Origin of the sequence: Eubacterium limosum, from assembly GCF_000807675.2 — a bacterium.
Classification (GTDB): Bacteria; Bacillota; Clostridia; order Eubacteriales; family Eubacteriaceae; genus Eubacterium; species Eubacterium limosum.
The window spans coordinates 2,008,653-2,035,551 of record NZ_CP019962.1 but is presented as its reverse complement, the minus strand read 5'-3'; the positions used below and the strand labels follow the sequence as shown (position 1 = coordinate 2,035,551).

The following is a 26,899-nucleotide window of genomic DNA, read 5'->3' as shown; positions in this document are numbered from 1 at the left end:
AAGCTAACGTTGATAAGGTGTCACTGCCCATTTAATGCAGTGATCCAGCTTCTTCTCAAATATACGGTAGCCCTCTAGAATATCATTGAGAGGGGCCTCGTGCGTTATGAGGAATTCTGTATTGATCCGTCCGGCCTCAATGAGCTTCATAAGGCGCTCACAATGCACAGCGTCTACGCCGCCGGTCTTGAAGATCAGATTTTTTCCATACATCTTTTCAAGCGGAAGTGTCTGAGCCTTTTCGTACATGGCAATCAGGGCGACGACAGCGTTGGGCCGCGCCAGTTTCCAAGCCAGCTCAAAGGTGTTCTCGCCGCCGGCCGCCTCGATCACGCCGTCTGCCCCGCGGCCATCTGTTAAGGCTGCAACCGCCTTCTCAGCGTCCTCTGAAGACGGGTTGACTGTCTCATCTGCCAATCCCTGTTCTACCGCCAATTTCAGACGTTCATCCTGAATATCCAATGCGATGATCCGGGCCGCGCCAAACATCCGCGCACAGCTCATGGCACAGAGCCCCACCGGTCCGGCTCCGATAACCGCAATGGTATCACCAGGTTTTATCTCACAGAGCTCCGCCCCGAAGTAGCCGCTTGACAAAATATCTCCAAGTAGCAACGCCTCTTTGTCTGTGACAGTATCTGGTATTTCAGTCAGTCCCATATCTGCAAAGGGGACTCTTACATATTCGGCCTGGCAGCCGTCAATCCGGCATCCCAGCTCCCAGCCTCCTTTTTCACAGTTGTTGATAAAGCCCTGCCGGCAGTACGCACACTCTCCACAGAAAGTGATACAGTTGGCCGCAACGCGCGCTCCCGGTTTTAACTTTTTAACACTTCTCCCCACCTCAGCAACTTCACCCACAAACTCGTGGCCAAGCACCTTTTCGGGAACAGCCCTTGGAACTGCTCCGTGCATGATGTGAAGGTCGCTGGTGCAAATGGTTGAGAGTGTCACACGGACAATGGCGTCGGTGTCTTCCTCAAGCTTTGGACGCGGCATATCCAAAAGCTCGATGGCGCCGGACTCGTGACAGACAAGCCCTTTCATCATTTTTTCTGACTTCATTTCATTTCTCCCTTATATGTCTTCTGGTAGGCCATGTAAAATCATATTAAGAGCATCCTCATTTGTTTCGAGAGCCTTTATGGTGGCAGGCGCCGGACTGACATAGATTTCTGGATAGTCTTTCTCACCACACTCTGGTCGGACAGGAAAAGCCAACTGCTCCCTTTCTAAATGCTCTTTACTAAACTGAGCATTTTTTCCAAAGGTATTTCCCCGTGCGTCAATACGTATCCACAGCTTTTCTCCCTCCAGATACACACTGTTCAGGCAGTGTATACAATGGCCGGTATCCGGTGTGTCCCCAATGGTCAGACGCTGATAACAAAAGCCGGCCGGAACAACCGTTCTTTTGCTTTAATCTTTTTTATTGGGCTGGCAGTTTGGACAATAATAAACACTGCCGCCCAGATAGGCTTCCTTGATAATGGCACCACCGCAGACCGGACAGGGCGTTTTATAAGTATTTTTGGATAAAATGCTTTTATAGCCGCCCTTCATGCCAAAAATATCTTTCTCGGTATCCCGGCCTCCTTTTACAGTCATCTGATGCAGGGTACCCTTAACGGAATCAAACAGGCGGCTGAGCTCTTCCTCCGTCAGATATTCCAGCTTTGTTCTGGGGTTCACTCGAGCGTTAAAAAGAATATCCTGCAGGCAGCCATTGCCCAGGCCTGGAATCCGCTGTTCCGTCGCCAGAAGAGCCTTTGCGCTGGTATTCTTCTTAGCCGCAGCCACAATGCCATCAAACCATTCCCGGTCAAATTCTCCGCTTAGGGGCGATGGCTTTTCTCTGGCAACCCGATGATAATAATTGTCATTTTCTCCCTCTGCATATGCCCAGATTGCCCCGTACATCGCCACTGAAAAGACCAGGGCGCTCTCATCCTCAAAGGTCAGCAGCAACTGATGCTTCTTAGGCTTTTTTTCCTTTGCCTCCAGATAGCGTATATTGACACCGTCCCCCAGCAAAAGCCGCTTATCCCCAAATTCAATTTCAACATAGCCGCCGTACGACGTGGCCCTGTCTACTCTCATCCCCAGAAGTATCTCGCGGCAGGCTTCCGGCTCGCCATTAAAAAAGGCAAATTTATGTAGTGATGCTCCCGCAACCACCTGCTCAATCTGTTTTCCTTTAACGATCTCGTCTAATTGTCCAGCTATGGTATAGCTTTCTGGTAATTCCAGCATAATGTACCTCCTCTTTTCCTGTATTATACCCTATAAACACTGACAGGTTTTGTCATATTTCACTGCAATTTGCCTTTTTTGCAGTAAACAATGCCCAAAGCCGATGAAATTAACGGCGGCAGAGCATCTCTCATCCCCGGACTCTGTTTTAAACCATTAAAAAGACCGCGGACAGATAATGTCCACGGCCTTACATCACTCTTATTTTTCTGCTTTTATCATAGAAAGGCCAGGCTTCCCTGTCAATGCCCCCAAAAATCCGAACATTCTGCCATAATCTCAGCGGCTGGTTTCAGGGTTGCTTCCACAATAGGGACGCCTGTTTTTTTGAGATAATGGCGGATCATATGATAACCGCAGGCATACCCTGCGCAATAAGGCATCCCCACCGGGAAGAAATGCTGTATCTCTGCTATCTCGTCGCCGTAGAGCCAGGGCGTGATGCCATCAAAGCCGGTTACATCAAAAACTTCAACAATCCTTGGTTTTATAACCGCTTCCAAAACTGACGCATCTGTTTTAGTTACCCACGGACCAACGGCTTTCTCCCCGTAGAGAGCCGCGGCAAAATTTTCGGCCAGCCCCTCACTTACCATCATTTCGGCCAGCGTAATATCCGTCCGCCATTTCTGGAATTGAAACCGCACATTATGATTGCACTCATGGGCCAGGGCCGCAGGCATCCTGGCGACCGTCGCTTCACTCGGCACCAGTGAGCCCAAAATATAGCCTGGAATGCCGCCGTCCCCGCAGTAACCCTCACTCATCTGTGTATATGGATTATCCGGATTGGCCAGAAGAAGGGTAAAAAAGTATTCCTGAACCGGCAGTTCGATACCCGCCTTTACAAAACAATCCAAAGATTTCTTTATAGCCGCCTCGCTGGCAGACCAAAGACTTTCTTTTTTAAGCCACTCCACCGCTTCTTTCTGTGAATGATCCACCCTTTCTGGTGGGAAAAGCCCCATCATTTCAGAGGCCATCACCACATCGTAGCCGCCTTTCCGGGCAGCCTTAATCGGCACATTGATACATGCCCACTTGTACTCAAAAGGCTTCATCATCTCATAACGGTAAAGGTCATCTCTTTTTCCAGCAGAAGCGTTCATCATCTTTTCATAAATTTTGCCAGAATAAATGGCATTGATTTTCATAAAACGTCATCTCCTCTCGTGTCTTAATCACAGTTTAAGGGATAACGCCGCGTAAAGGTCAAGCTTTATTTAAAAGCCTGAGGGCATTTTTTCATTAAAAAGCTTTTGAAATCAGCTGCACCGCCGGCCGTAAAGCCATCCTTATCAAGAATATGCATTTTTCCGCCAGCCACGATCACGAAGGTATGCCCTGTTTCATAGATTTTTTCAATCTGTTTGTAAAAAACAGGCCGCTCTGCCTCAGCCGTTTTCCAAACCATCTTATCCTTGGTGATAGTCCATTTAAAGCCACTGGCCGGAAAAATATCTTTTTGCTCATTGTAGGCTCTCTCTGCCGAAAAGCGGTATCCCTGAAAATAGACAAGCACCAGCAGTATTCCCATCACTATAAATATCACGCCTGCCGGCCATGACGCTCTCGACAGATAATAGTAGGCGCAAACAAAACAAAAAGCAGCCATGAGTAAATAGAACCAGCGTTTTTTCAGAGCGTTTTTCTGATACCATTTTCCCTGTGCCTCAAGATAAATTTTTTTGCCGTAAATGGTTGTGTTTTCAAATAATGTTTTCATTTTGCTTCCTTTTATTTTTTCGATAATGGCTCTATTATACACCAATTGTACCGCAAATGGTAAATTTAATTTTTATCTGGGCATTCCGTCCTAAATTCGTTATAATGGGTATAAGTTTTGCATCATCAATTTCAGAAAGGAAAGATCATGGATAACAACAATACCATTAATTTGAACTCTGAATACTCCGCGGGCTTTCAGATTGAACTCCTGGATTTAGATATGGATAAGCTGGAAGACCCCATTTTAGTTGTGGGCTCCGGCGCTACAGGTAATCTCGTTTTCTTTTTAAACGCACAGGGCCACCGCGCCTGCGGCATTGACCCCAGCGCCGAAGATACAGATGTTACGCGCGCATCCGATTTTTTACACGTCGATTACGGTAAGGACTACTGGGGCAGTATTCTCTCCCCCCTGGCCTTTATTAAAGAAATGTCTGCTGCCATGTCCGCACAGGACGGCAGTGACCTGGAATGGGTAAAGTGCTATAAATCTATTCTGACAGCGCTTAAAAAGGGCGGCTCCTTTATTTATGCTCCTTCTCTCCCCTATATCGAGGATATTCTGCCAAAAGAGCAGTTTGAAATAACCCGCAGCACCATTCGTGAAAATCTGTCCCGCACAAAGATCACCAGAAAATAATAAAAGAGATGATTCGGCAAAACGCCGTATCATCTCTTTTTACTTTTTGAACCGGCTGCCGCAACCGCCGCCCTCTGCCAATGACTGTTTTTCTGCACATGCTTATCGGTTCTCAGCACCATCACAATGGATAAAAGCAGTGTCAGCGCCAGCACCGTACAGCATTGGGGCAAGTTATAGGTAAAGCCTTCTGAAAAAGCACCTGGATCAATTCTGTAATTGATAAGGGCAAAGCCAGCCGTGAGCGGATACACATTTCCAAGTCCGTGGCCTGCCACCAGACCGCCGCAGACCCCGTAAAAGAAAGCAAACCCCACCCCCGCGACAAAGCCGCCCGGCTTTTTACTGGTAAAAACAATGATGGGCAGTACCGCAATATACACGCACAGGTTCATGACCACCATCTGCACAAGCGACTGAACTGCCAGATTTGCTGTAAAGCCTTCCAGCCCTGATATTCCAGCAAACAGTATGGTTGCCAGGAAACTGCCGACTCCCGACAGCGCCACCAGAGCCGTGATAACCAAAAGCTTAGCGGTCAGCAGCTTACTGAAAGGGACGGGTATGGTCAGCAGGTTTTTAAGGGTATCATCTGTCCACTCTCTTGAAATGATGTAGCCTGCCAGCAGCGTAAAAACCAGAGGATTGACCGCGTCAAAATTTGTCCAGATCGTATTGTCCGAAAATTCCGTGAACGTATAGCTGCCGCTGGTATCCATGGAGATGGTAAACCAGGACAGCAGCGGCCCGCAGAGCATGGCGGCTGCCGCCACCCATACAATGGAATAGCGCTTGAGCTTGAATATTTCTGTCTTGATCAGTTTAAGCATTTTTCTTTTCCCTCCCGCTGGTAATATAGATAAGTTTAAAAACCGCCGCAATACTCAAAATCCACTTTAACTTTTTCACAGTGCACCTCAGCTTTCACGTTTACTGTAGATAAACAAAATACCAGCAATAGACAGCGCCGCGATCAACCCGACAATCCCGGCCGCCATTGGCAGGGATACGGCTGTTTTTTTAACGGCTTCCGCGGCCGCATCACCCTGAATCGCCATATTCTGCCAGCGCCAGATAAGCGGGACAGGCAGAATGGTAAGCAGCGGATTGGTGATATTACCGCTGGTAAAGCTGGTACTCGCCACGCCAAAGCCCCCCACCGAGTAAACCAGGGACAGAAGAATCGAAAAAATATAGCTCCGATTGAAAAAGACGATGGCAATGACCACTGGCAGGGTTCCGGCAGTCAGGAGAATACCAGTCATAATGCTGATCCACAGCTTATAGCCCACCCCATTGATGCCGCCGCCGATCAGTCCACCCACCATGGATGAGGCCATGAGCGCAACGGAATAGAAAATGCCTAATATAAACAATGTAATGATCTTGGCCGCAATAATCTGATTACTGCTGAGGGGAATGGTCCGCAAATTTTTTAGTGTGTCGTTATCCCTTTCCATGTAAAACAGCATGGCTGCCACGATCCCAATAATGCAGGGCATAGAGATAAAATTTCCAAAGCCCACAATCATACCGAACAGGCCGTCGTACATTTCTTCAGGCGGCATAAGCTGACCCGCACTCTGTCCGATGCCGGTTTTCAGGACAATGGCCGTGAGCGGAATGGGCATGATACAAGCCGCCAGCATGATAAAAAGCACAAATTTTTTGCGCTTCAGTTTTAAAAACTCACAGTGTACAAGCTTAAGCAATGCCGACACCCCCTGTGACCTTTTTGAAATAATCCTCCAGGGTATCTTCACAGATGTGGGCGTCGTCCACCGTCAGCTCATTCTCCACGAAACATTTTGTCAGTGTGCCGACCCTAAAGGTCGTATCGAACAGCCGCAGTGTCTGTCCGTCGTCAATACTGAAATCATTGGTTTTAAAGACCTTTTCCAGAATACGCGCCGCTTTAGCCGTATCGGACAAAACAAAACGGATATACATCTGGTTTTTATCCCTGAGCACAGACATACTCTCTTCCTCCAAAAGCACACCGTTATCAATAATGCCCACATCGTCGGCCAGAAGCTCAATTTCTGAAAGAATGTGGCTGGATACCAGGATGGTTTTTCCCTTTTTCGCAAATGCTTTGAGCAGATCACGGATCTCTGCGATACCGATGGGGTCCAGGCCATTGATGGGCTCATCCAGAATTAAAAGCTCGGGGTCGTGCATGACGGCCAGGGCAATGGCCAGGCGCTGTTTCATACCCAGCGAATACTTGGAAAAGAGCTTTTTGTCTTTGTATGGAAGCCCCACAAGCTCAAGGGATTCCCGGACTGCATCCTTTCTCGGAATGCCACGAAGCGTGGCAAAAATGTTCAAATTTTCTGTTCCAGTCAGGTTGGGATAAAAGCCTGGTGACTCGATCAGGTTTCCAATCCTGGGATACAGGGTTTTACCGTCCTTAATCGGGTCTTTCCCAAAGATACGGATAGCGCCCTGGGTGGGCTCGGTTAATCCCAGGAGCATTCGCATGGTGGTGGTTTTTCCTGCGCCGTTGCGGCCCAGCAGGCCATATATCTTTCCTCTGCGCACATGCAGATCAAGAGACGAAACACTGACTTGATCGCCATAAACCTTTGTCAGATTTTTTGTAGCGATAACATATTTTTCCTTCATAGTTCAGATCCTCCTCTGTTGATACTGCTATGATACCACCTGTGTCCTGCCCCAACCTTGCCTCAACCTTGCTTTAACCTTGTCTTTCATCAAACCGGCTTAAAATCCAGAAGAAAGCTCGTCCCCTTTCCCACTTCGCTCGTCACACGGATGCCGCCATTCTGCAGCCGGACCAGCTGCTCCACAATGGAGAGCCCAAGGCCGCTGCCCTTGCCCATTCTGGCAGGATCACATTTATAAAGACGATCAAAAATATGGTCTAGTTCCCTCGCCGGTATCCCCCTTCCGTTATCCTTTACCCATATCTCCACACAGTCCTTCTTTTCCTCTACGCCAACAGAAATCGCAGAAGCGCTGCTGTGGCTCACCACGTTTTGTATCAGATTATTTAAAATCCTTCTGTAAGCCGCTGTATCCAGAGAGACGGTGATGCACTTTTCCGGGATAAAAAAAGCATAATCAATTTTATTTTGCTCAAAAACCGGAAGCCAGTCACTCAGAACGGTCTGGGTCATTTCCGTCACATTCACCGGAGCGATTTCCAGAACCCGCTCGTTGGAGTTCAGCTTAAACCATTCAAAAAGATCATCCACATACATCTGGAGACTGTGGGCCTTTTCACGGGCTGTCTCAATATACGCCTCCCGCTCCCCGCCCTCAACCAGATGACTGTGGACAGCGTCCAGATAGCCGATAAGGGTGGTGAGCGGCGTCCGGACGTCGTGAGAAAGACTGGTCATCATCTGTCTGTTGGCCTGATCGCGTTCATTGAGCTCCGCGATTGTATCGCGATAGCCCTCCATAATATCGTTGATTTTATAAAAAAAGGGCGCCAAAATGTTATCCGGAGCTGCCAGAATACGGCGGTTCAGATTGCCGTTTCGGATATCTTCGAGTGCTTCATTCATATCCCGGACGCTTTTGCGTGCCTGATAGAGTTTTCCTGCCAAAACAAGAATCGCACCGCCGACAAGGAACAAAAGCGCTGTCAGCAGCATTTCCAATCCTTTCATGATCACACCTCCGCGTTAAAACGGTAGCCTACGCCCTTGATGGTCTGGATATAGATCGGCTTTTTGGAATCCGGTTCAATAAGTCGGCGTATTTTGCTGATATGCGCCATGATATTGCTGTCATCATACAGGTATTCTTCCTGCCAGACCTCCTCATAGATCTGCTTTTTAGTCAGGGCGCGCCCTTTGTTTTTAGCCAAATAATATAAAATATCAAACTCCTTTGTCTGGAGCTCAATCCCTTTGCCGCAAACTGTAACCAGCCGCCTGTCCGGGTCGATTTCAAGATTTTTAAAGCTCAGCCGCTGGCTGTTTTCCGCCTCGCTGCCGTTAAGAATCGTATAGCGTCTCACCAACGAATGAACCCTGGCGCTGAACTCGTTAATATCGAAGGGCTTTGTGAGATAATCATCAGCCCCGAGCCGGAGCCCGTATACCTTGTCGATATTATCGTCCCGGGCTGTCAGCATCAATACTGGCACCGCGCTGGTTTCACGGATTTTCCTGAGCACCTCGAATCCGTCCAGACCAGGCATCATTACATCCAGCACCACGAGTACCGGGCTGCCCTCCTCCAGCTTTTCAAGCCCTTCATGGCCGTCGCCGGCGCAGACCGCTTCAAATCCATCGCAGGTGACGCATTTTTCGAGCAGGGCGCAAAGCTTAGGATCATCGTCAATGATTATAATTCTATTTTTCATTTTGCTCCTCTTTTGTCCATGATTGTCTTTTCATTCTAACATCTTCTGCTGAAAAAAAGAACAAAAAATAAAAAAGGGCCTGAAAATTCAGGCCGTTGTTCAGCGTTATTCGATGGCGTTTTCCAAAGAGTCGCGCATTCTTTTCATGCGCCGCATTTCACCCAAAACCATGATCATGGCAACCGCGAAGGCTGCGAAATCGGCGATCGGTCCCGCATACATGCTGCCGTTAATGCCGAAGCAAAAGGATCAGCGGCAGAAGGAAAATGATCTGTCGTGTCATTGAAATAAAAATTCCTTTAGCCGGCTTACCAATAGCGATAAAAAAGTTTCCAGTAACAGGCTGGACGCTGTTGACCAGCGTGTCAAACATAAAGATCCGAAAATAAAGCTCTGTAAATTCAAAGTAGACCCCGCTCCCTGTTCCAAAAATGCTGATAATCTGTCTTGGAAAAATTTGAAAGCACAAAAATGACACCACCAAGACCACTGAGGCGCTGAGAATCGCCAGCTTATAGGTCCTCTCGAAGCTTGAAATCGGAACGGTTAAACCGGATGTTTCTAAAACGGGTTGTATACCAGAGCGCACAGGCGCAGGAAACCATCTGTGAAAATGTAGTGGCAATGGATGCCCCTGCAATGCTCATGCCAAAGCCAAACATCAACAGGGGGCCCGGATGGTATTGAGCACTGTGCGGGCTGCCATCTGATTTATGATATTGCTGGTTCCGTTGGCGAAATCAGCAATGGAATGGCGAACGGGTATAGGTCATGGCATAGCCCAAAACATCCTGTGCCACACCGAATGCCAGCATCAGCGGCTGCGAAACGCCGTATCATCTCAGAAATGACAGTTGTTCACATTGATATCGGCCTTTGTAGTCTTTGATAATATCCTTCATTCTGAAACTGAGGCCCGCCTGACCGCAGCTAGTTTTTAAAAACGTGTAAAGTTCGTGCGCTCTGGAAGCCCCGCAGCTGTAGGCGTTGCCGTATTGACGCATATACTTTTGCCGGAATCCGGGAAAATGCTGGTCCAGCTGATTAAAATAATAGTCTCTCTGGACATCTCTCAGAGTAACGCCAAAACCGGGATAAATAAAACGTGCGCCGCACTTTTCCCCCTGTTCCACAATCGACCGAATATTTTCTGTGCTGTCCTCAATAAAGGGAAGGACCGGCATCAGCAAAATGCCGGTATAGATACCGGCGTCTGAGAGGGCCTTCACTGCCTCAAACCGCTCGCTGCTTGGCGGCGCCCCAGGCTCGACAATACCGCTCAACACATCGTCCGCTGCTGTGATTGTAACCTTACAGATAACCGGGGAATGGCTCTGGATACAGGACAGCAGATCAATATCCCGTGTGACAAGGCTCCCTTTGGTCGCGATGGCCACGCCAAAGCCATAGTGGTCAATGAGCTTGAGCGCTTCCCTGGTCAGGCACTCCCTTCTCTCAAAAGGGTTGTAGGGATCGCTCATGGCGCCGGTACCTACCACGCCTTTTTTCTTTTTACTTTTAAGGTCACGGGCGATGAGCCTGAGGGCATCCTGCTTTTTCTTTACCGTGTCAAAATCCGTATTCTGGTAGCATTCGCTGCGGCTGTCACAGTAAATGCAGCCGTGGCAGCAGCCCCTGTAAATATTCATGCTGTATTCTGTTCCGAACCAGGCAGTATTTTTATTCTTGGTGACCAGTGTTTTGGCCGGTATTGTTTCCATTGATGTCTCCTCTTTTTTTCTGTCTATATTATATCAGATATAACCTGACAGGTTGTGTCATATTTGAATAACGGCGCTTCTTCTTGCATTTTGCTGCTTTTCTGGTTATACTGAACTGCGTACAAGGAGGTACCTATGACTGACAAACCATCAAAAATACTCATCGTTGAGGATGATCTCGCCCTGAACCAGGGACTTGTGCTGTCCTTAAAAAACGATTCTTATACCACGCTTCCGGTCTTTTCTATTAAGGAGGCCAGAGAACAGCTGGCGAATAGTATCTTTGACCTGATCGTTCTGGATGTAAACCTGCCTGACGGCAATGGGCTGGAGCTGTGCCAGGAGATACGGCGCCGTTCTGCTGTTCCCATTATCTTTCTGACCGCCAACGATATGGAAATGGACGTGGTCGTCGGCCTTGAAAGCGGTGGAGACGACTATATCACAAAACCCTTCAGCCTGGCGATTCTGCGTGCCCGCATCGCCGCCCTACTGCGCCGCAGCCTGAGCGAAAGCCCAGATCGCATAAAAATTGACGCCTTTACTTTTGATTTTGACCAAATGGTCTTTTTAAAGGGCGAAGATGAGCTGACGCTCAGCAAAACAGAGCAGAAGCTGTTAAAGCTGCTGCTGACAAACCGCGGCAGCACAGTTACCAGAGCGCTGCTGCTGGAAAAGGTCTGGGGCGACAGCATGGACTTTGTGGATGAAAACGCCCTTTCTGTAACCATACGCCGTCTGCGCCGCAAGCTCGAGGACAATTCCTCAAAGCCAGTGTATATCCAGACGGTCTACGGCCTAGGGTATACCTGGGCGGTGAAGTAAAATGAACACAGCCGCTATCCTTATTTCAATATCGGCCATTCTCCTCGGTGGGTTCTTTATTCTTTGCCTGTTCCGCTTAAACCGGACGCTTACCCGTCTGGACCAAATGCTTGACAGCGCTCTTGAGGGCACCTTTGAGGAAAATGCTTTTGACGAAAGCCGCCTCTCAGCCATTGAAACAAAGCTCCATCATTTCCTAAGCGCCAGCCGTGCCCGCAGCAGCCGCACTGTATCTGAGCGGGATCAGGTCCAGACCCTTATCGGCGATATTTCCCACCAGACAAAAACGCCCATTGCCAACCTGAGGCTTTATTCAGACTTGCTGGCAGAACAGACAGACCTTCCAGAATCTGCCCAGCCGCTGGCAGATGAGATTGGCCGGCAGAGCGCAAAGCTTGATTTTCTGATCCAGTCACTGATCAAGGCCTCCCGGCTTGAAAACGGCATCGTACAGGTTTCACCCGAAGCCTCAGCCATTGATACGCTTTCAGAAAACGTCGCGCTAGGGGTGTTAAAAAAAGCTCAAAACCGTTCTGTCGCACTTACTGTAGATGTTCCGCAAGGCCTGTCCGCCTGTTTTGATCCAAAATGGACAGCAGAGGCTCTTTATAATATTATGGACAACGCAATCAAGTACACCCCGCAAGGCGGAAAGGTCCGCGTCACCGTGCAGGCCTATGAATTGTTCTGCCGAATCGACATCTCGGATACTGGAATCGGTATTTCCGAAGACGAAATACCCAAGATTTTCAGCCGCTTCTACCGTTCCTCCGCAGTCAGCCAGGAAGAGGGCGTCGGCATTGGCCTTTACCTCTCCCGGGAGATTATCACCATGCAGGGCGGCTATATCAAGGTTTCCTCCGAACATGATAAAGGTTCCTGCTTCTCTGTTTTTCTGCCACGCTCTTTTCAGAACGAAAATGAATCTTCTGTCTTTTAATGAAATCTGTCAAAACTGTAAGATTCCGGAAAGAACATGGAAAGAAGTTTTTGTTATAGTTTGTTTATGGTGTTCTTACCCCATACAGACTATCATTTACGGAGGTCATTATGATCATTTTACAGACAAAACAGCTAAAAAAATATTACGGTACAGGTGAAACCAATGTGAAGGCCCTTGACGGTGTGTCCCTTGAAATAGAAGAGGGCTCATTTTCAGCCATTGTCGGCACCTCAGGCAGTGGGAAATCCACACTTTTACATATGCTTGGCGGACTGGACCGCCCTACATCAGGCTCTGTAATGGTAGATGGCAAAAACATCTTTGATTTGAAGGATGATGCCCTGACCATTTTCAGACGCCGCAAAATTGGATTTGTATTTCAAAACTACAACCTGGTGCCAGTCCTCAATGTTTATGAAAATATCGTCCTGCCCATCGAGCTGGACGGCCATACAGTTGACAAAAAATACGTAAGCAGAATCATTGATATCCTCGGGCTTAAAAGCAAGCTTTACAGCCTTCCGAGCCAGCTTTCCGGCGGCCAGCAGCAGCGCATCGCCATTGCCCGGGCCCTTGCCTCTAAGCCGGCCATTATCCTGGCCGACGAACCCACCGGTAATCTGGATTCCAAAACCAGTCTGGATGTTCTGGGTCTTTTAAAAATCACCAGCGAGCACTTTCATCAGACCATTGTGATGATCACTCACAATGAGGAAATCGCTCAGACGGCAGACCGGATCATCCACATCGAGGATGGTCAGATCACAGGTGGTGGCCGCTATGCTTAAGGTCAAAAATAAAAAAGCCGTGGGCAGGATCGCTCTCAAGAGCTTTAAAGCCAATAAGCTCCGCAATCTCATCGCCATTGTGGCCATTGCCCTGACCACCATCCTGTTCACCACGCTTTTCACCATGGGCACCGGCGTAGTAGAAACCTTTCAGCAGCAGACCATCCGTCAGGCCGGCGGGGACGGGCACGCGGTTTTAAAGTACCTGAACGATGAAGAATTTGACAAAATCAAAAAACATCCTCTGATTAAAGAGATCAGCTACGACCGCCTGATGGCAGACTCAGTAGACAATCCAGAACTGCTGAAACGCCGGTCTGAGATGTGGTATAAAGACGATACAGGCCTAAAATTTGCAGGCATCCACCTGACAGAAGGACAGAAGCCCCAGTCTGCCAACGAGATCATCACCGATACTAAAACCCTCGACATGTTGGGCCTGCCTCACGAGATTGGCACCACTGTTCCCTTGACTTACACCATCCAAGACCAGGTTTTTACCCGAAACTTTATTCTTTCCGGTTACTGGGAAAGTGACCCGGTTTTTAATGTCGGGCAGATTTATGTCTCCCAGGCTTTTGTCTCTGAAAATGCTGATATTCTCAGCCAGGCTGACCCGGGAGACGGCCAAATGGCCGGAGTGGTAAATGCCTATATCCTATTTAGAAACAGCTTTAATCTCGATGCCAAGCTTCATCAGGTGATCACCGAGAGTGGCTTCAACGCTTCGGATTCCGAAGCGCCTGACTACATTGCCTCCAATGTCAACTGGGCTTACCTGTCCTCAAACTTCTCATTAAGCCCTGCCACTGTTCTGGCCGCTTCATCTGCCATTATCCTCATTGTGTTCACAGGCTATCTGATTATCTACAATATTTTTCAGATATCCGTTATCCGGGATATTCGTTTTTATGGCCTGTTAAAAACCATTGGAACGACTGGGCGGCAGATTCGGCATATCCTTAACCGGCAGGCTGTTCTGCTTTCAGCCATCGGTATTCCCATTGGTCTGATTATTGGCTTTTTCACCGGGAAAGCACTGATTCCCATTCTTTTATCGGCCAGTAACTACAGCGCGGATAACGGTGTTTATGTCTCACTGAACCCGCTGATTTTTGTCGGCTCTGCCCTGTTTGCCATTGTGACAGTTTTCATCAGCACACGCAAGCCTGGGCGTGTTGCCTCCAGAGTATCCCCCATTGAGGCGGTTCGTTATACCGAAGGTGGAAAAGAACGAAAAAAACAGAAAAAATCAACAGACGGCGGCAGGCTTTACCGCATGGCCTTGTCCAATCTCGGCCGCAGCCGGGGAAGAACGATCCTTGTAATCATTTCACTGTCTCTGAGCCTCGTGCTCCTGAACACAGTATTCACGCTGTCTAGAGGGCTGGACATGGAAAAATACGTAAGCCGATGGGCCAACACAGACTTTGTTATTGCCCACGCTGATTATTTTAATTATGACTATACAGGCCCTGAGAACACTCTGTCTGACAGCTTTATCCAATTGGTCGAATCTCAGCCAGGCTTTGAAGCGGGCGGACGGGTCTTTGGCGGAAAAAGCCAGAACATCAAAATGGACAATCCTCCCGGAGAAACCGAATACAGCAAAAATGGTGAGCAGGTTTTCGCCTCTGTATACGGTGTGGACCCTTTCGTACTGGATAAACTCACGGTCTTAGAGGGAACTGCAGACGCTGAAAAGCTTGCTAGCGGAAACTACATCATTGCCGCTTATGAGTGTGACGATTACGGCAATCCCTATCCTTACAGTGCTCCTTTCAGCCTTGGCCAGTCCGTTACCCTGTATGACAAGAATGGTACGCCGCATACTTACGAGGTGCTGGCAAAATCCAAAGTAAACCTGAACGTGGCATCGGACCGAAGCAGCTGGGGCTACAACTTCTATCTCCCATCCGAGGTGTACAGCAGTCTTGACCCCGACCAGCCTCTGATGGAGTACACCTTTGACGTATCTGACAGCCTGGAGGGTGAAATGGAAGCCTTCCTGAAAAATTATACTGAAAAGAGTGAGCCCACAATGGACTACGAATCCCGCGAGCTCATTATCAACGAATTTGAGAGCATGCGGCAGATGATTCTGGTCATCGGCGGTATTCTGACTTTTATCATCGGTCTCATTGGTATCCTGAATTTTGTCAATTCCATTCTGACCAGTATTATTACCAGACGGCGGGAGTTCGCCATGCTTCAGAGCATCGGTATGACCGGAAGCCAGTTGACAAAAATGCTCTGTCTGGAGGGGCTTTATTATGCCCTTGGAACTATGCTGTTTTCCCTGGTTCTTGGCATTCTGTTCTCTTCCATTATCCTTCGTGGAGTTACCGCGTCCCTGTGGTTTTTCTCCTACCACTTTATCATTACACCGCTGCTCATCACCTACCCCATCCTTTTAGCCTTATCTGTGCTGATTCCGGTTATTTCCTACCGGAGCACCGTTAAACAGAGCATTGTGGAGCGGCTGCGCGAAGCAGAATAAGATGCACCGGCTAACGCCGGGCATCTTTTTTTATAATAGAATTTTACAGGCTACAGGAATCCATGCAGCTAAGATAAAGGCAAGCAATATTAATACTGGAATTCCCACCTTTCCAATATCAGACATGGCATAATAGCCTTTTGAAAAAGTCATCATCGGAACGGCTGAAAGTGGTAAAATCATTGTCCAGCTTGAAAAGATACATAAAGGTACGACCAGTACAGCCGCATTAATTCCCAATTCTGCTGCTACAATTGTAACGGGAAGTGTTGTGGAGGTAATGACTGCAGGCGCATTTGGAAGAATGAGCTGCATTAAATACATAAACGCCGCCAATTGAAGGATTAAAAGAAAAATATTTGTCCCGGCTTCAATTTTAAACATTATCTCTGCAAACCAAGCCGCGACGCCATTTTTTAAAATCAGGTTGCCAATACAGAGCACACATCCAACCATTAAAATAACATCCCAGCTTACCTCATCCTTAAAATCTTTCCAACTGAGGATATCAATCCCCGGTAAAAACATGACTGCCAACCCACAAATTGCAATAACCGTTACATTTAAATTTGGAAACCAGGAACTGAGTATCCATAAGATTACCATTACAAAAATAATCACAACCACCAGCTTTTCTTTCAGCTCAGGCTTTTCAATCTGTTTAAGCTTGAGAACAAAGCTGTCAATTTTCACCTTTTCAATGGACGCTGGCTTAAAAATCTTTATAATCAAAATCCAGGCAACCGGTAAAAGAATGATGGCAACCGGCAGACAAATACCTATCCAGTCTACAAAGCGGATGGAAATATTCGCATATTCTTTCAAAAGCTCCAACGCCAGAATATTGTTAGAGCTGCCAGCTGGTGTAATAATACCACCAATCATCCCCGCAACAGGTAAAGCGATCATTACGGCTCTGCCTGTTCGCTGTTTCTCTGCTTCTGTATCATACAATGTCAAAAAACTGAGTGCAATTGTCATAAACATGACTGTAGCAGGAATATTTGACATAATTGATGAAATGAATGCTGTTGCAATCATAATGGCCAAAATAAACCGATTGATATTGCCCCCCAGCTTCTTTAGTAAAAATAACAGTATTCTTTTTGTTGTCGGTACTCTGGAAATGGCGGCTGCTATCCCAAAAGTAGCCAATACAAAGAAGATCGTAGGATTTGGAAAAGCCGTCAATGTCTCCTTTAATGTGGACACCCCCATCATTAAGGGCAAAACAAGTAAAAAAATACTGCTTATTCCAAGCGGAATCACCTCTGTTATCCAAAGCAGCACTGCTATCACCAGCAAAACCAATGTTTTAACGCCAATTATTCCCAAGCCCTCCGGAACAGGCAGTGAAGGATAAAATAAAAGCACTGCTAAACAGAGAAATAAACCAATGACTCTTTTTCGCATTTTTGTTCTCCATTATCTCAGAATTTTTAATTTAAAAAGGCTCCAGACGATGTACAAAACCGTTGAAGCCTCTGAAAAATTATTTAAAAGGGATTCCCTTTATTAACTCAACTATAAACCTCGTTGCAGAATTCTACACCATCCATTGCCTGGGTCGCAAATGCGTCTGCACCAGTAAATTCTCTGACTGCTTCCGTACAGATCCGTACAGATCGTTCCTCCGATGATCACTTTAACCTGATCTCTCACACCGGCCTCTTTTAAAGCATCAATGACACTTTTCATCTCAGGATAGGTGGTATTTAACAATGCGCTTAATCCCAGCACTTTTGTATCTGTATCCCTTACAGCATCTACAAAATCTCCAGTCGATACATCAATCCCCAGATCAATCACTTCAAAACCTGAGCTTCTCAACAGACTGATAACAATATTTTTTCCGACATCATGAATATCGCCGTGAACTGTTCCAATGACGATTTTCCCCTTATTACCCTGGCCTTCCCCTGAAGATTCTAATAGTGGAGTAAGTTTTTTCATAATAGATTCCATAATCTCAACAGAAAACATTAGCTCACCAAGATAGTAGGTTTCTTCTCCAAACAGGTCTCCAACCATCACCAGTCCTTCATTGGCTTCCGCTACAATATCCAATGGATTTCTCCCCTGTGCAATTTCTTCTTCGACAATCTGCAATGCTAATTCGTCTTCAAGATCTCTGATCGCTTCTGCTAATTTGCTCATAATTTTACTCCTCCTTATGATCTGATAATCCAGGAATATGCCATACGTTCTAACTTATTCCAGTTACTCTCAATTAACTCCTCGTCTCCCGTTATTTTCCAGCCGTGGTCATCTCTATACATATCCCAAGGAGTAACAACATTTTTAACTGAAGGGAGTTCAAGTTTTTTATCCTGATTATAAGCTTCTTCCGGCATTGGGGCAGGACCGTCTGTATAGCGACCGTACTCATTGACGGCGTCGATGAGTGCCTGGAAGTTTTCTGGTTTACAATCTTCCGGAATATGACCGCCCCCCTGTGGTATCCATCCTCCATCTTTTCCAACCGTTTCACAGAGCAGTTTAACTCTTTCTTTAATGTCATCTGGCGTCCCCAAAATCATCATATCCGTTGGTATTCCTCCCGAAATACAATTCTTATAGCCAAAGGCCTCTTTGGCCTTAAAGATATCCGCTTCATTGTCAACATCAAACAAAACACTCCCTTTGGGAAAATCAGCCAAATGATCCCAATGTGGCTCCCAGTTGCCTTCAAGAAAAATTCTAAAGGTATAGCCAGCTTCAATCATCGTCATAATGCCTTTATAGAAGGTAGGCCAGTAGAATTTATCAAATTGTTTGGGTGACATAAAGCATGGTTTATGTGTCGCTATGAAAATTGGCATCTGCTTTTTAGGATCAACAAGCGCAGCGCAGTTATTTAAATTAATTTCCATCAGTTTTTCACAGGCATCTATAATTTCATCCTGTTTTTTAAACATATCCCGCATAATACCACGGAGCCCACGATAATTATCTGAAAGGATATCAAAGGGCGCTGTCAGTTGGCTTTGAGTTGTTCCGGGGAAACCGTAATCATATTTTAATCTTGAAGCTCTGCTTTTATTGATTGTTCCGATAATCCCCTGCAGAAAACCTGATTTCAGAAAAGCCATATAGGAACGGATTGATCCTTTTTCCTTATACTCCCCAAAAATTCTTGGAAAATAGACTTCCATTTTATATTTAACAGGGTCGTCAATAAACTGTTGATATTCATCTTCCTTCATCCAGTCCGATTCCACAAACTGTTGTAATGAGTTAGGGCTGATCTCTCTTCCGGGTATACGATAAAGTTGGTAGTCTAAAACATCCCAGGTTGGTGCATAAGCGATATTACTTCTAAATGTATCCACCTCAGGATATTTTTCTGCAAATTTAAATTCACAGTCCGCCCATTTTTCCGGATCATAAAGGATTTCCTGAAAATTATAGCCTGAATTCTTTTCCGCGTAATAGCATGTATTAAAGGCAAGTGGTACACGGTCAACAGACTCCATACGAATCGCTGCCATATATCTTCCCAGTCGCCTGTTATAGGCCGCCTCAACTTCTTTTGATTTGAACATTAAATTTTCCTCCTCATTTTATTTGAAAAATATTATTTTTCCTGAATCTCATCACTGGTCTTGCCATAGGTTTCCTTCATACACGCGGCTGAAACCGCTGCGATAAGATAGGAACCCGCGATTACCATGAGTACCGCAAAGAAGCTTCCACCGGCAATATCAAGAAGCATCCCCAGCAAAGCTGGAAATACAACAGAGCCCAATTGACACAAGGCATTATAAATTCCCATTACAGTCCCTGCAAAGGGGCCCTTAGCTGTTTCTGTGGCCATAGTGTTGACAGGATTCCCTAAACCTGATGAGAACAGTCCATAAATCAACATAATTACCCAGAGAATCGCGGTATCTTTGAACTGTGTCAGACAAACTACTGTAATACAGGTAATGACCCCACACAGAATCGCTACTTTTTTCCTGGATTTCAGTAGGTCTGACGCAATTCCTGAGAGCGTACCGCTAAACAATTTCATTGCTGAAGATGCGGCAAAAATTCCTCCGGCGGCTGCCAGTGTAAATCCCTGCGTATCGACAAAGAATTTCATAATCCATGTTGTGAAGCCATTATTTGCACCAATGGCCAAAAACTGTGCCAGTGTGGCCAGCATTAATGTTCGGGTTGTCAAAATACGAAAAGCCCCCTGCCGGTCTTTTTGTTTTTCCTCCGGCGTTTTCTGTACACTTGATCCCGATGCCTTTGCGACCCCTCTCTCTTTTGCAAAGATAAAAAACAAAACAGCAACGACCAAAGCGATAATACCGCCATAGGTAAAAGCCATCTGCCATCCCTGGCCGGTTATAACACTTGGAAATACACCTGATGCAATAACATTCCCCAAAGCTGGACCTGTCATAATGAATCCCATGGCCGTAGCTCTGCGTTTATCATCAAACCATCCCAAATTCATCTTGGCACAGCCTGAAAACAGTGGCCCGCTGGCCATACCAGCTAAAACTCTTAAAATAAATAAGATCGTGTAGCTTCTTGAAAAAGGTATTGCCAAAGTGAATACTGCCGTCAGTAATGAAGATACCGCCAAGGATTTTCGCGGCCCAAATTTGTCTACAAAGAACCCTGAGAAAAAGTTCATTGCAACATAACCGACATAGTATGCTGTTACTAAGCCCCCCGCCTGAGTCATTGATATCCCTAAATCTGGAGCTGCTACCGGAATAGCGGTACTCCAGATATTTCTGGATATAAACGAAACGGCATAGGTGCACAAGCAGAGCAGGGCAACCACCCAGCTGTACCAACCAATTTTTTCCTGTTTATTTTGGTCGTTTGAATTCATTTCTTGGTTTGTCATTTTTTACCCCCTGTTATTCCTCCCTATTAGTTTTGCTCTGGTAAGTAGCTACTTTACCTGAGTTTCATTTAATCAGCACGTACTGGATGAACACGTTCTAATGAATGCTTCCTCATTTTTGTAATCGTGTTCTTTTTTCACAGTATAATCCCATTTACCGTAAATATCAAGTATTTACTGTTATTTTCCGTATATTTTATTTATAACTTAATTTTTATTGTATTTTATATTTTATTTTAAATAAAAATTCGTATTTTTTATTATATATATATATATTATTCGTATAAGGCATTATCACATACAACTATATTACAAATTTGTATCAGTAAAAACGATTTATAAAAAATACTCCTACTTATTTTCTTTTATTTTAGTATCGTTTACTTTTCATTATCTGTTATAATAAGTCAAACAGGAAAAATACAGTTAATTAGGAGAAGATTATGGCTGGACAAAAAAAGGGAGAAATCACTAAAAGAAAAATAATTGAAAGTTCCAAAAAATTGTTTTATACAAAGGGCTATAATAAAACACTTATGCAGAATATTGCAGATGATGCAGAAATAGCATTAGGAACACTGACGTATCATTACTCAAAAAAAGAGTCAATCGCATCAACCATTTTGTATAATTATATTACAAATATCAATGCCTACATTGATCAGCATTCTGAAAGTAATCTTAATGCTTTCCAAACCCATTTTATTGCCAGTATTCCATATTATAAAAACTTGTTAGAGGATCAACATTCCCGACAGTTTTATTGTGAAGTCATCATGTCTGAGACACTGTATTCAGGCGATGTCACTGAAGATCCCCTCGCTCTTTTTTTTAAGGGAATGAAAGCACAGTGTTTACGAGATTACCGTATTCCCAAAATGGGTTACCAATTAGAACTGGCTTCAATTTTTGAAGTGGGTGGTAGAAATCGGTTAATCAAAAAATACACAGAGGGCAAGCTGAAAAACATATCAATTGAGAATATCGCAAACTATTTATCCTCAAATATGGGAAAACTGCTTCATATACCAGAAGATGAAATTATTGCCAGTCAGGAATTGGCAATACAATTCAATAACGAACATGACCTTTCGCAAATTCATGCTTTACTTTAACAAAAAAACTACCGTCAGCTATAACGGTAGTTTTTTTATTTTTCGCTTTACTCCTGAATCCCCGGGATTTTCGGCAGGCTGTCAAAGCCTTTCTGCAGATCCTTATCGCTTGGGATATAGTCGTTCATTCTGCCTTCAAGATAGACTGAGTAGGCGGTCATATCAAAATAGCCGGTGCCGGTCAGGCCAAAGAGGATGGTCTTGGCTTCGCCGGTTTCCTTGCAGCGCAGGGCTTCATCCATGGCGGCGCGGATGGCGTGGGCAGATTCGGGCGCTGGCAGAATAGTTTCTTTTTTTGCAAAATAAATCGCTGCTTCAAACACGCGGGTCTGCTCTACAGAGGTCGCTTCCATATAGCCGTCGTGGTACAGCTTGGATAAAATCGGAGACATCCCGTGGTAGCGCAGGCCGCCGGCATGGTTGGCCGATGGAATAAAACCGCTGCCCAGGGTATACATCTTGGCCATCGGGGTGATCTTGCCTGTATCGCAGAAATCATAGGCGTAGCGGCCGCGGGTCAGTGACGGACAGGACGCGGGCTCGACGGCAATGATTCTGGGATCGGCTTTACCTGTGAGCTTATCCTGCATAAACGGCGCAATGAGACCGCCGAGGTTCGAACCACCGCCAGCACAGCCAATGACAATATCAGGGTATTCTCCCAGGATCTCCATTGCTTTTTTACTCTCAAGACCTATGATGGACTGATGCAGCAGCACCTGATTGAGGACAGAGCCCAGCACATAACGGCAGCCTTCGGTTTTAACTGCGGTTTCTACAGCTTCGGAGATAGCGCAGCCAAGACTCCCGGTCGTTCCCGGGTTTTCTGCTAAAATTTTGCGACCAATGTCTGTGGTTTCACTGGGGCTCGGCACTACCTTCCCGTCAAAGACCTGCATCACAGCCTTCCTGAAGGGCTTTTGTTCATAGGAAACCTTCACCATATACACGGTCAGCGGGATATCGAAATAAGAGCTTGCCTCTGAGAGGGCTGTCCCCCACTGGCCGGCCCCGGTCTCTGTTGTCAGACTGGTCATGCCCTGTTCCTTGGCATAATACACCTGGGCGATAGCTGAGTTGAGCTTGTGGCTGCCGGAGGTATTGTTACCTTCAAATTTATAGTAGATTTTGGCCGGGGTATCCAGGGCTTTTTCCAGGTTGTAGGCCCGGATCAGCGGGGATGGACGATAGATTCTGTACATTTCCTGAACGGGCTCTGGGATATCGAAATACCGGGTTTCACCATCCATTTCCTGGTGTGCCAGCTTTTCACAGAATACGGGATACAGGTCGGACTCCACCGCGGGCTGCATGGTGCCTGGGTTAATCAGGGGATCTGGCTGCTCTTTCATATCTGCCCGCAGGTTATACCACTGCTTTGGCAGATCCTCTTCACTTAAATAGAAACGGTAGGGTATTTTTGCCATAATTTTTTCTCCTTCTGTATGTTAAATTTGCCCAAATAATCAAAAAAGACTTTTGCCCCCCGCTAAGGGACAAAAGTCTGTAACTTCTGCGATACCACCCAAATTGATGTGCTACTTTACAGCACACCCACTCATTTTACATACCATCATATGCACCCCGCTGATAACGGATGGGGCTCCCGTCGGTGCCTACTTCCTAATGGTTTCAGACCGCACTCCCAAGTCCATTCAGTAATTTCTGTGCTGCCGCATTTCCACCTGCCGCGGCTCTCTGGATACACCCGTCATTACCTACTTCTCTCGTTCGTCGTTTTGATTATTCTGGATTGGTGCTATTCTATAATAAATCTAAGCTTCTGTCAAGCTAAATTTAGGCTTATTTGCCGTTCCTACTTTTATGGTTTATAATAGAATCACTTCATCGGAAAGGAAAATGATTATGTACACACTTCACGAAGACGAAAAAGCGTATCGTCACGGCGATCACGGGCCAAAATACCTGATGATGGGCCCCACCTCAAATTTTGGTATTGTCAAACTGCTGTCTGGCAATGTGGTGTCCCCCCATTACCATGAGATCATGGAAGAAAACTTTTATATACTGGAGGGGACTGTCTCCATGACGGTAAATGATGCCGAAAGTACCTACTCGGCTGGTGATTTTATCCATCTGGAGCCGGGAGAAATCCACTGCCTTGAAAATAAGGGCACTGAAACAGTTCGGTTTGTGGTCACCACCAGCCCCTGGATGGATCATGCCGACAAAATTGAAGTATAGAGAGTCCAGAAGAACGTTTAAAGAGAAGATACGGTGAAACGCCGCATCTTCTCTTTTTGCTTACTGCAGCTTTTCCACTGGAAATAAAATCCCTGTTTCCAGCTCTTCCTCATTTTTAACCATATCCACATCCTTCAGGTAGCGTTCAACCGAGGGGCCGGTTACCCTATATTCAGGGTGCTCGGCCAGCCACGAACAGATCGCGTCATAAGCGTTGTGCAGGCCCTCAAAGGGGCCGATATGGGTAGTGGCAACACACAGGCGCGCCGGTATGATTTTGACGTCCGGGTGTTCGCCGCTTACTTCTACCTGAGCCTCAATATCCATACTTTCATAGCTGAATTCCTCACCCAGATAAACCTGCTGTGCTGCGCCGCAACGCGTCAGGCCCAGTTCATCGACTTTTTTATACAGTTCATCAAACAAGTCCCCGGTTTCGCTGATGTTAATTTTCCGGCGAATACCGTAAACCCGCTGCGCTGGTGTTTCCATTACAATAACGTGATACTGATCCTTTAACAAATTACATTTTTCCATTTTCATCATGGCGTCCTCCATCTGACGGAGCTTTTTCCTAAGGGTATATATTTCATCATAGGCCGCCAGTCTCCTCCGATGGAGCCTTACAGCCAGCTCCTGCTCGGACAGCGTGAGTAGCTCGCCGATTTCTGACAGGGCGAAGCCGTAGTCCTTCAGTGTCTCGATCTCCGCCAGAGTTTCCAGCTGCGCAGCATCGTAATAACGGTAGCCATTTTCACCAATACGGGTGGGCCGAAGCAATCCCATGGCGTCATAATACCGGAGCATACGCGGCGAGATACGCCCCAACTTTGAAAATTCTCCAATGGTGAACATCCTTACCTCCTGTGTCATTTATTTTCTGAACCGGTTCATTTGTAGTTTATACCTTGACATGATGACAAGGTCAAGCCGTTTTTTATTTTATCATCGAACACTTAAGTTATTTCAGGTATAATGGACTCACTACAACAGGAGGAATACCATGCAGCAGCCTGAAAAACGGTCGGAATTATCCATTCTGGCCCACACCCCCACACATCTGTATATCGCGCCCCATCCACTGTTAAGGCCTTATATTGCGCATTACACCTTTTGCGCCCAGGGAGCAAAACCCGAAAGCCACCTTCCTGAAAAACTGACGCTGATCCCCGATGCCAGCGGCTGTGTTGTTTTTTCTTATAATGGCAGAAATCTGTCCGGCTGCTTCTGGGGCCCTACCACCAAAACGGTGGTGGTTTTCGGCGACGCTGAAAGCATTCCCCTGCGTTTTTTTATCGAGTTCCTTCCCGGCGGCGCGAACCGGCTTCTGGGGCTGAACCTCAAGGATTTTACAGACCGCAGAGAACCGCTTGAGCTCGTATGCTCTTCCCTGAGCATTGGGATAAAGAACGCCTTTGAGCAAAACCAAAAGGCTGCTTACCTCAGCAATGCGATTGACACACTGCTCCTGACCGCCTTAGCGGAAATGCCCGGCAATCCCAGGCCCCTTTCGACCATTCTGAAGCATGTCAACTGCCAGGCCACGGTCAGCACAGCGGCTGAAAAAATCGGATATTCTGAACGCCACCTTCAGCGCCTCATAACCGAGGCCTTGGGAATGCGTTACAAAACCTTTACCCGGCTGACCCGCATCAACCTCGCCATGCAACGTATGGAAAAAGACCCCATCGCTTTCACAAAGCTCGCGCACGCGCTGGGCTACTATGACCAATCGCATTTCAACCACGATTTTAAGATGGTCTGCGGCGAATCCCCGACAAAATACTATGCCCACATGTCGGATTTTTACAATGAATTCTACAAATTTTAGTTTATAGTGACAGGACAAGGAGGTTTTGCTCGTGAAAAGTGATTTACAAACCATTCCCGGCGTTGGCTCAAATATGGAGAGGCATCTCCTGGAGCTTGGTTACAGCACGGTCGATTCTCTGAAAGGGGCAGACCCTGAAGAGATGTATATCCGGGAATGCCGGCAGAGGGGTGAGCAGCTGGATCGGTGCGTTCTCTATGTTTACCGGCTGGCGGTTTACTTCGCTGAAAACACCGAGCATGAGCCTGAAAAACTAAAATGGTGGAACTGGAAAGACGGACGCCACCGGTAAAGGAGATCATATGAAATATAATGCATTCATGCTTGTCGTATCCGATATGGAAAAATCTCGCGCTTTTTATGAAAAGCTACTAGGACTCAAGGTTGCCATGGATCTGGGCGTCAATGTCAGCTATGACTGCGGCGTGGCTCTCCAGACAAAGGAAACCTGGCTTGAATTCATCGACAAACCGGAAAATGCTGTCTGCTTTGGCGGCAATGATAAGGAGCTGTACTTTGAAGAGGATGATCTGGACGGATTTCTCAAGGTTCTGGAAAGCTGGGGCGCCGCGCTGGTACGGCCAATGTTTACCCAAGCGTGGGGACAGCGGGTGATCCGCTTTTATGACCCTGATCACCACATTATCGAGGTTGGAGAGCCTCTCTCATTGGTGATCAAGCGGTTTTTATCCCAGGGGTTAAGCATTGAGGCGACCGCCGAGCGCACCATGTGCCCGCTTCCCTATGTTCGGTTCCTGGCCAAAGAGCTGGTGGAGGAAACAAATGAATAATGCTTCCTGGATCGACGCCTATTGTCTGGATAAAAAAGGTGTCGAGAAGGTTTGGCAGACCGAATGGGAGGCGATGAAATATCTGCTTCACGGAAAAATGTTCGCCTATATGGGGGAGCATAAAAACGGCGATCCCATCATCACCATGAAGCTGCCGCCCGAGGAAGGGCAGGTCCTCCGGGCCGCCTATCCCGACGCGGTTATTCCAGGCTATTATATGAATAAAGTCCACTGGAACACGCTCTACCTCGAAGGCGGCGTGCCAGAGGACACGGTCCGAAAAATGCTCGACAACGCCTACGAGGCAGTCCTGCAGAGCTTTCCCAAAAAAGTACAGCGCGAAATCATAGAAGCTTAAAAAAAGG

General features: G+C 46.6%; 28 protein-coding genes and 1 other annotated feature. Of the genes, 11 read left to right on the top strand and 17 right to left on the bottom strand.

From position 1 onward, the window contains the following. Positions 1 to 3: 3 nt before the first annotated feature. From B2M23_RS09435 to B2M23_RS09415, 4 genes are all read right to left on the bottom strand, one after another. On the bottom strand, positions 4 to 1,065 hold the full coding sequence (locus B2M23_RS09435; protein WP_201261616.1) for an alcohol dehydrogenase: 1,062 nt from the start codon (positions 1,063 to 1,065) through the stop codon (positions 4 to 6). 354 nt (positions 1,066 to 1,419) lie between these two features. Continuing rightward, positions 1,420 to 2,253, bottom strand: a complete 834-nt coding sequence (locus B2M23_RS09425) for a DNA-formamidopyrimidine glycosylase family protein (RefSeq protein ID WP_038352729.1) — start codon at positions 2,251 to 2,253, stop codon at positions 1,420 to 1,422. A 242-nt stretch (positions 2,254 to 2,495) separates the two neighbouring features. Next, positions 2,496 to 3,407 carry a DUF2268 domain-containing putative Zn-dependent protease gene (locus tag B2M23_RS09420; RefSeq protein ID WP_038352730.1) on the bottom strand — a complete coding sequence of 304 codons (912 nt, stop codon included), beginning with the start codon at positions 3,405 to 3,407 and terminating at the stop codon, positions 2,496 to 2,498. A gap of 65 nt (positions 3,408 to 3,472) precedes the next feature. After that, positions 3,473 to 3,979, bottom strand: a complete 507-nt coding sequence (locus B2M23_RS09415; protein WP_038352731.1) for a YcxB family protein — start codon at positions 3,977 to 3,979, stop codon at positions 3,473 to 3,475. Positions 3,980 to 4,126: 147 nt separating this feature from the next. Here B2M23_RS09415 and B2M23_RS09410 point away from each other — a divergent pair, with 147 nt between their 5' ends. Continuing rightward, positions 4,127 to 4,621, top strand: coding sequence for a class I SAM-dependent methyltransferase (locus B2M23_RS09410; RefSeq protein WP_038352732.1), 495 nt, complete (start codon positions 4,127 to 4,129; stop codon positions 4,619 to 4,621). 29 nt (positions 4,622 to 4,650) lie between these two features. On the opposite strand, the gene B2M23_RS09405 is transcribed toward B2M23_RS09410, so the two are convergent. From B2M23_RS09405 to B2M23_RS09375, 7 genes are all read right to left on the bottom strand, one after another. Then, entirely contained in the window at positions 4,651 to 5,451 is an 801-nt protein-coding gene (locus tag B2M23_RS09405; RefSeq protein ID WP_052237299.1) for an ABC transporter permease, read from the bottom strand. Between the two features lie 87 nt (positions 5,452 to 5,538). Beyond that, entirely contained in the window at positions 5,539 to 6,333 is a 795-nt protein-coding gene (locus B2M23_RS09400) for an ABC transporter permease (RefSeq protein WP_038352733.1), read from the bottom strand. Further along, complete coding sequence (locus B2M23_RS09395; RefSeq protein ID WP_038352734.1) at positions 6,326 to 7,249, bottom strand: ABC transporter ATP-binding protein; 924 nt, start codon at positions 7,247 to 7,249, stop codon at positions 6,326 to 6,328. Before B2M23_RS09395 ends, B2M23_RS09400 begins: the two co-directional genes overlap by 8 nt. Positions 7,250 to 7,338: 89 nt before the next feature. After that, positions 7,339 to 8,262, bottom strand: a complete 924-nt coding sequence (locus B2M23_RS09390) for a sensor histidine kinase (RefSeq protein WP_110060267.1) — start codon at positions 8,260 to 8,262, stop codon at positions 7,339 to 7,341. A 2-nt stretch (positions 8,263 to 8,264) separates the two neighbouring features. Next, positions 8,265 to 8,963, bottom strand: a complete 699-nt coding sequence (locus B2M23_RS09385; RefSeq protein WP_038352735.1) for a response regulator transcription factor — start codon at positions 8,961 to 8,963, stop codon at positions 8,265 to 8,267. Between the two features lie 229 nt (positions 8,964 to 9,192). Continuing rightward, on the bottom strand, positions 9,193 to 9,432 hold the full coding sequence (locus B2M23_RS09380) for a hypothetical protein (RefSeq protein WP_038352736.1): 240 nt from the start codon (positions 9,430 to 9,432) through the stop codon (positions 9,193 to 9,195). Between the two features lie 367 nt (positions 9,433 to 9,799). Continuing rightward, on the bottom strand, positions 9,800 to 10,684 hold the full coding sequence (locus B2M23_RS09375; protein ID WP_038352737.1) for an SPL family radical SAM protein: 885 nt from the start codon (positions 10,682 to 10,684) through the stop codon (positions 9,800 to 9,802). Between the two features lie 135 nt (positions 10,685 to 10,819). Here B2M23_RS09375 and B2M23_RS09370 point away from each other — a divergent pair, with 135 nt between their 5' ends. From B2M23_RS09370 to B2M23_RS09355, 4 genes are all read left to right on the top strand, one after another. After that, positions 10,820 to 11,509, top strand: coding sequence for a response regulator transcription factor (locus B2M23_RS09370; RefSeq protein ID WP_038352738.1), 690 nt, complete (start codon positions 10,820 to 10,822; stop codon positions 11,507 to 11,509). 1 nt (position 11,510) lies between these two features. Beyond that, positions 11,511 to 12,449 (top strand): sensor histidine kinase, encoded by a 939-nt coding sequence (locus B2M23_RS09365; protein WP_052237300.1) that lies wholly within the window; start codon positions 11,511 to 11,513, stop codon positions 12,447 to 12,449. Between the two features lie 110 nt (positions 12,450 to 12,559). Beyond that, positions 12,560 to 13,240 carry an ABC transporter ATP-binding protein gene (locus B2M23_RS09360; RefSeq protein ID WP_038352739.1) on the top strand — a complete coding sequence of 227 codons (681 nt, stop codon included), beginning with the start codon at positions 12,560 to 12,562 and terminating at the stop codon, positions 13,238 to 13,240. Then, positions 13,233 to 15,740: an ABC transporter permease gene (locus B2M23_RS09355; protein ID WP_038352740.1), complete on the top strand. Its 2,508-nt coding sequence runs from the start codon at positions 13,233 to 13,235 to the stop codon at positions 15,738 to 15,740. Before B2M23_RS09360 ends, B2M23_RS09355 begins: the two co-directional genes overlap by 8 nt. Before the next feature lie 30 nt (positions 15,741 to 15,770). On the opposite strand, the gene B2M23_RS09350 is transcribed toward B2M23_RS09355, so the two are convergent. The 4 genes from B2M23_RS09350 to B2M23_RS09335 form a co-directional block, all read right to left on the bottom strand. Next, entirely contained in the window at positions 15,771 to 17,153 is a 1,383-nt protein-coding gene (locus B2M23_RS09350) for an SLC13 family permease (protein WP_081571164.1), read from the bottom strand. A gap of 111 nt (positions 17,154 to 17,264) precedes the next feature. Then, positions 17,265 to 17,897 carry a cobalamin B12-binding domain-containing protein gene (locus B2M23_RS09345; protein ID WP_242945898.1) on the bottom strand — a complete coding sequence of 211 codons (633 nt, stop codon included), beginning with the start codon at positions 17,895 to 17,897 and terminating at the stop codon, positions 17,265 to 17,267. Positions 17,898 to 17,911: 14 nt separating this feature from the next. Further along, positions 17,912 to 19,285, bottom strand: coding sequence for a uroporphyrinogen decarboxylase family protein (locus B2M23_RS09340; RefSeq protein ID WP_038352743.1), 1,374 nt, complete (start codon positions 19,283 to 19,285; stop codon positions 17,912 to 17,914). 32 nt (positions 19,286 to 19,317) lie between these two features. Further along, on the bottom strand, positions 19,318 to 20,592 hold the full coding sequence (locus B2M23_RS09335) for an MFS transporter (RefSeq protein ID WP_038352744.1): 1,275 nt from the start codon (positions 20,590 to 20,592) through the stop codon (positions 19,318 to 19,320). 443 nt (positions 20,593 to 21,035) lie between these two features. Between B2M23_RS09335 and B2M23_RS09330 the strand changes: the two genes are divergently transcribed. After that, complete coding sequence (locus tag B2M23_RS09330; protein ID WP_052237301.1) at positions 21,036 to 21,707, top strand: TetR/AcrR family transcriptional regulator; 672 nt, start codon at positions 21,036 to 21,038, stop codon at positions 21,705 to 21,707. A 47-nt stretch (positions 21,708 to 21,754) separates the two neighbouring features. Here B2M23_RS09330 and B2M23_RS09325 read toward each other — a convergent pair whose 3' ends face one another. Next, positions 21,755 to 23,134, bottom strand: a complete 1,380-nt coding sequence (locus B2M23_RS09325; protein ID WP_038352745.1) for a TrpB-like pyridoxal phosphate-dependent enzyme — start codon at positions 23,132 to 23,134, stop codon at positions 21,755 to 21,757. A 62-nt stretch (positions 23,135 to 23,196) separates the two neighbouring features. Further along, positions 23,197 to 23,451 (bottom strand) — a binding site (T-box leader). A gap of 122 nt (positions 23,452 to 23,573) precedes the next feature. Here B2M23_RS09325 and B2M23_RS09320 point away from each other — a divergent pair. After that, positions 23,574 to 23,912, top strand: coding sequence for a cupin domain-containing protein (locus B2M23_RS09320; protein WP_038352746.1), 339 nt, complete (start codon positions 23,574 to 23,576; stop codon positions 23,910 to 23,912). Between the two features lie 60 nt (positions 23,913 to 23,972). Here B2M23_RS09320 and B2M23_RS09315 read toward each other — a convergent pair whose 3' ends face one another. Beyond that, positions 23,973 to 24,767, bottom strand: coding sequence for a MerR family transcriptional regulator (locus B2M23_RS09315; RefSeq protein ID WP_038352747.1), 795 nt, complete (start codon positions 24,765 to 24,767; stop codon positions 23,973 to 23,975). Between the two features lie 148 nt (positions 24,768 to 24,915). Here B2M23_RS09315 and B2M23_RS09310 point away from each other — a divergent pair, with 148 nt between their 5' ends. Genes B2M23_RS09310 through B2M23_RS09295 form a run of 4 tightly spaced genes read left to right on the top strand, consistent with a single transcriptional unit; the run spans position 24,916 to position 26,892 of the window. Beyond that, positions 24,916 to 25,743: a helix-turn-helix transcriptional regulator gene (locus B2M23_RS09310; protein ID WP_052237302.1), complete on the top strand. Its 828-nt coding sequence runs from the start codon at positions 24,916 to 24,918 to the stop codon at positions 25,741 to 25,743. 31 nt (positions 25,744 to 25,774) lie between these two features. Continuing rightward, complete coding sequence (locus B2M23_RS09305; RefSeq protein WP_038352748.1) at positions 25,775 to 26,035, top strand: helix-hairpin-helix domain-containing protein; 261 nt, start codon at positions 25,775 to 25,777, stop codon at positions 26,033 to 26,035. A 10-nt stretch (positions 26,036 to 26,045) separates the two neighbouring features. Beyond that, positions 26,046 to 26,534 (top strand): VOC family protein, encoded by a 489-nt coding sequence (locus tag B2M23_RS09300; RefSeq protein WP_038352749.1) that lies wholly within the window; start codon positions 26,046 to 26,048, stop codon positions 26,532 to 26,534. Continuing rightward, positions 26,527 to 26,892: an MmcQ/YjbR family DNA-binding protein gene (locus B2M23_RS09295; protein ID WP_038352750.1), complete on the top strand. Its 366-nt coding sequence runs from the start codon at positions 26,527 to 26,529 to the stop codon at positions 26,890 to 26,892. The genes B2M23_RS09300 and B2M23_RS09295 overlap by 8 nt, the downstream gene beginning before the upstream one ends. The last annotated feature ends 7 nt before the right edge of the window (positions 26,893 to 26,899 follow it).

Bases quoted from the DNA above. Each gene is read 5' to 3' on its own strand.
- B2M23_RS09370 (WP_038352738.1), top strand. From the start codon at position 10,820: ATGACTGACAAACCATCAAAAATACTCATCGTTGAGGATGATCTCGCC.
- B2M23_RS09390 (WP_110060267.1), bottom strand. From the start codon at position 8,262: ATGAAAGGATTGGAAATGCTGCTGACAGCGCTTTTGTTCCTTGTCGGC.
- B2M23_RS09300 (WP_038352749.1), top strand. From the start codon at position 26,046: ATGAAATATAATGCATTCATGCTTGTCGTATCCGATATGGAAAAATCT.
- B2M23_RS09320 (WP_038352746.1), top strand. From the start codon at position 23,574: ATGTACACACTTCACGAAGACGAAAAAGCGTATCGTCACGGCGATCAC.
- B2M23_RS09325 (WP_038352745.1), bottom strand. From the start codon at position 23,134: ATGGCAAAAATACCCTACCGTTTCTATTTAAGTGAAGAGGATCTGCCA.
- B2M23_RS09360 (WP_038352739.1), top strand. From the start codon at position 12,560: ATGATCATTTTACAGACAAAACAGCTAAAAAAATATTACGGTACAGGT.
- B2M23_RS09350 (WP_081571164.1), bottom strand. From the start codon at position 17,153: ATGCGAAAAAGAGTCATTGGTTTATTTCTCTGTTTAGCAGTGCTTTTA.
- B2M23_RS09330 (WP_052237301.1), top strand. From the start codon at position 21,036: ATGGCTGGACAAAAAAAGGGAGAAATCACTAAAAGAAAAATAATTGAA.
- B2M23_RS09405 (WP_052237299.1), bottom strand. From the start codon at position 5,451: ATGCTTAAACTGATCAAGACAGAAATATTCAAGCTCAAGCGCTATTCC.
- B2M23_RS09420 (WP_038352730.1), bottom strand. From the start codon at position 3,407: ATGAAAATCAATGCCATTTATTCTGGCAAAATTTATGAAAAGATGATG.
- B2M23_RS09295 (WP_038352750.1), top strand. From the start codon at position 26,527: ATGAATAATGCTTCCTGGATCGACGCCTATTGTCTGGATAAAAAAGGT.
- B2M23_RS09335 (WP_038352744.1), bottom strand. From the start codon at position 20,592: ATGACAAACCAAGAAATGAATTCAAACGACCAAAATAAACAGGAAAAA.
- B2M23_RS09415 (WP_038352731.1), bottom strand. From the start codon at position 3,979: ATGAAAACATTATTTGAAAACACAACCATTTACGGCAAAAAAATTTAT.
- B2M23_RS09315 (WP_038352747.1), bottom strand. From the start codon at position 24,767: ATGTTCACCATTGGAGAATTTTCAAAGTTGGGGCGTATCTCGCCGCGT.
- B2M23_RS09375 (WP_038352737.1), bottom strand. From the start codon at position 10,684: ATGGAAACAATACCGGCCAAAACACTGGTCACCAAGAATAAAAATACT.
- B2M23_RS09410 (WP_038352732.1), top strand. From the start codon at position 4,127: ATGGATAACAACAATACCATTAATTTGAACTCTGAATACTCCGCGGGC.
- B2M23_RS09365 (WP_052237300.1), top strand. From the start codon at position 11,511: ATGAACACAGCCGCTATCCTTATTTCAATATCGGCCATTCTCCTCGGT.
- B2M23_RS09435 (WP_201261616.1), bottom strand. From the start codon at position 1,065: ATGAAGTCAGAAAAAATGATGAAAGGGCTTGTCTGTCACGAGTCCGGC.
- B2M23_RS09345 (WP_242945898.1), bottom strand. From the start codon at position 17,897: ATGAGCAAATTAGCAGAAGCGATCAGAGATCTTGAAGACGAATTAGCA.
- B2M23_RS09340 (WP_038352743.1), bottom strand. From the start codon at position 19,285: ATGTTCAAATCAAAAGAAGTTGAGGCGGCCTATAACAGGCGACTGGGA.
- B2M23_RS09385 (WP_038352735.1), bottom strand. From the start codon at position 8,963: ATGAAAAATAGAATTATAATCATTGACGATGATCCTAAGCTTTGCGCC.
- B2M23_RS09395 (WP_038352734.1), bottom strand. From the start codon at position 7,249: ATGAAGGAAAAATATGTTATCGCTACAAAAAATCTGACAAAGGTTTAT.
- B2M23_RS09310 (WP_052237302.1), top strand. From the start codon at position 24,916: ATGCAGCAGCCTGAAAAACGGTCGGAATTATCCATTCTGGCCCACACC.
- B2M23_RS09425 (WP_038352729.1), bottom strand. From the start codon at position 2,253: ATGCTGGAATTACCAGAAAGCTATACCATAGCTGGACAATTAGACGAG.
- B2M23_RS09355 (WP_038352740.1), top strand. From the start codon at position 13,233: ATGCTTAAGGTCAAAAATAAAAAAGCCGTGGGCAGGATCGCTCTCAAG.